The sequence below is a fragment of the Parapedobacter sp. SGR-10 genome (assembly GCF_011030405.1).
Lineage (GTDB): Bacteria > Bacteroidota > Bacteroidia > Sphingobacteriales > Sphingobacteriaceae > Sphingobacterium.
Window position 1 is genome coordinate 1 of sequence record NZ_JAAJTJ010000057.1, and the last position, 1865, is coordinate 1865.

Here is a 1865-nt window from a genome sequence, read left to right on the forward strand (position 1 = left end):
ACCGGGAGAGCCGGAGGAGACTCAAAACAAAGAAAATAATCCCTGTGATGGCGTTACTAAAGCAAATGCGCTTAAAAATAAAGTGTCAGTTTCGTCTGAAATAAATGTCATTAAGAATAGTTCGTCTGAAACAGGGTATAAGTTTTATGTTCTTGATAATTCTGATTATAATACATTTTATGTTGGTAATGGTGTAGTGAATGGATCAAGCTCAAATTGGGCTACAAATTTCACTTGGGATTCTAATACTAACGGAGGATATACAATTGGGCATATGCACAACCATCCGGCAGGATCAGCTCCTAGCCCTTCGGATGCTATGGCTGGTGTTGACCTAGATCAGATGCAATCTATGCCTAACATTAGTACGGGCGAAGTCGATTTTTATACCAAAAATTTTAGTGCTATTATTGTTACCAGTTCATATGTTTACACTATAACTATCAAGGATGCTGCACTATATAAAACGTTTCAGGCAGGTTTTGATAATAGCACTGCAAATACTACATATTTAAACCATGCTTATACTTACAAGACAAATTATAATTCTTCAGATGAAGAAGCAGGTGAATATGCTTTGCTGAAAATGTACGGAAATGCCATCAACCTCACTCGACAGGGAGTTAATTCCAGTGACAGCAATGTGGAACTGAAATTAAACTCCAGTGATACAGTCGTGTCCAACAATCCATGTAGTCCTTAGTTTTTTAAATATTAAAATCATGAAAAATATATTAATAATCATTTGTTTAGTGTTTTTGGGATCATATTGTTTTGGACAAAAAATGCTTACCCAAGTTAATTTGAAATCTGAGTTGTTGAAAGAGATAGACCGGTCTTCTCTTGCGGATATCCAAACCTCTTTGAATAAAAGGCAAAAGACGGCAGGTTTTCCGGTGTCCCTGCAACTAATTTCTAATGAAAGAGTTAAGGTATACCGTGTAAAAGAAAGCGAGGATTTGGTGCAGATAATGTCCATTACCCGTGAAGACGAATTGAATAATTGGGATAAAAAAGTACGAATATCTATCGAGATGTATGCTTCCACAGACGGACAAATGGAAAGATATGTCGAGAACATCAATGGTAAGGACTTTGAAGCGGTATCATTTTTTACTAAGGGAAACTATCGTGGCAAAAACAATTATGCCTTATATAGAAGTAAGGCTAAGGAGATAGCTTTATTTATTACCTATATCACCCATTCTCCAGACGATGTTAGGATCGAAAACATGCGAAAGATCATTAAAGATATTAAAATTGAGTAGTTTCCAGAGACAGTAATAATTCATCATGAAAAATACAATTGTCTTAATTTGTCTGCTTTTTTCGATATCCGGTTGTTTTGGACAGAAAAAGCTTAGCCAGGTCAACCTGAGTTCTAATCTTTTAGAAGAGATTGATCCTACTTCTATTCCCGACATTAAAGCCTACCAAACAGAAAAATTCAAACAGCCAAAAAGCAAGTTTAAATCAGATATCAAATTAAGATCCAATGAATACAACAGACCTTATAAACTAAGGGGAAGCGATGATATTATTATGATTACCTCGCGGCTCTACGAAGGTGCAATTGAAAACTGGGATAAAGATGTTAAAACAGCTATCGAAATGTTTACTCCGCTATATGAAGGTACAGATCGATATATAGAATATATAGAAGGTTCTGGTTTTAGGTCGGCTATTTTTTTTACCAAAGACTATAAGTTGGGCAATACAAATTATATTTCCTATATAAATAAGAAGATAGGTATAGTACTATGGATAACATACATCAGTAATTCTTCGGATGAAGTGAAGATCGATAACATGCGGAGAATCATCAATAACCTGAGAATTGAGTAGTTTATTGATAAAAACTATTA

The 1865-nt window shown here is 34.9% G+C and carries 3 protein-coding genes; all 3 read left to right on the top strand.

From position 1 onward, the window contains the following. Window positions 1-703 (top strand): hypothetical protein (locus G5B00_RS17795; protein WP_163878812.1); only part of this gene is annotated, 703 nt, incomplete at its 5' end. A gap of 19 nt (window positions 704-722) precedes the next feature. Beyond that, the gene (locus G5B00_RS17800; RefSeq protein ID WP_163878814.1) at window positions 723-1268 is read left to right on the top strand and encodes a hypothetical protein; all 546 of its coding nucleotides are present in this window, start codon (window positions 723-725) and stop codon (window positions 1266-1268) included. Window positions 1269-1293: 25 nt separating this feature from the next. Continuing rightward, the gene (locus G5B00_RS17805; RefSeq protein ID WP_163878817.1) at window positions 1294-1845 is read left to right on the top strand and encodes a hypothetical protein; all 552 of its coding nucleotides are present in this window, start codon (window positions 1294-1296) and stop codon (window positions 1843-1845) included. Window positions 1846-1865: the final 20 nt, after the last annotated feature.

Bases quoted from the DNA above. Each gene is read 5' to 3' on its own strand.
- G5B00_RS17800 (WP_163878814.1), top strand. From the start codon at position 723: ATGAAAAATATATTAATAATCATTTGTTTAGTGTTTTTGGGATCATAT.
- G5B00_RS17805 (WP_163878817.1), top strand. From the start codon at position 1,294: ATGAAAAATACAATTGTCTTAATTTGTCTGCTTTTTTCGATATCCGGT.